The sequence below is a fragment of the Streptomyces sp. SID1328 genome (genome assembly GCF_009865595.1).
GTDB classification, from domain to species: domain Bacteria; phylum Actinomycetota; class Actinomycetes; order Streptomycetales; family Streptomycetaceae; genus Streptomyces; species Streptomyces griseoluteus.
Genome location: NZ_WWKH01000153.1, coordinates 1 through 753, shown reverse-complemented (window position 1 = coordinate 753; position 753 = coordinate 1). Strand labels below are relative to the sequence as shown.

1 protein-coding gene is annotated in these 753 nt (G+C 69.3%); it reads right to left on the bottom strand.

Going from position 1 to position 753, the window contains the following annotated elements:
* Window positions 1–753: ABC transporter ATP-binding protein (locus GT030_RS04720; RefSeq protein WP_237522201.1), on the bottom strand; the 753-nt coding region annotated here is incomplete at both ends.

Below are 753 nucleotides of genomic sequence, written 5' to 3'. Positions count from 1 at the left end.
GGCCACGGAAGACTTCCCGGCCGCCTCGGCCTTCTCGACCTTCTCGGTGCCCGCCGTCTCGGCCTTGGTCTCCTCGGCCTTGGCCACGGAAGACTTCTCAGCCGTCTCGCTCTTCTCGACCTTGGCCTCCTCGACCTTAGCCACGGAAGGCTTCCCGGTCTCCGGCTCCTTGGTGGCAACGGTCTCCGCGACCTCCGCCGCGACGGCGGCCGACGTCTCCGCCGACTCCTCCAGCACCGCGTCCGGCACCAGCTCGGAGGCCTCCTTCGCCGCCGTCAGCAGGACGGTGTCCTGCGGGGCCTGGTCGGCGAAGTTCTCGGGGTGGTGGCAGGCGACCCGCTGACCCGGCCGCAGCTCCAGGAGCTGGGGCTCGGTGGTCTTGCAGATCTCCGTCGCCTTCCAGCACCGGGTGTGGAACCGGCACCCCGACGGCGGCGAGATCGGCGAGGGCACGTCACCGCAAAGCAGGATGCGCTCGCTCTTGGCGCCCCGGCGCCTGGGATCCGGGATCGGCACGGCCGACATGAGCGCCTTGGTGTACGGGTGCATCGGCGCCTCGTACAGCGAGGTGCGGTCCGCGATCTCGACCATCTTGCCGAGGTACATCACCGCGATCCGGTCCGAGACGTGCCGGACGACCGAGAGGTCGTGCGCGATGATCACGTACGTCAGACCCAGTTCCTCCTGGAGGTCGTCCATGAGGTTGACGACCTGGGCCTGGATCGACACGTCCAGCGCGGACACCGGCTCGTC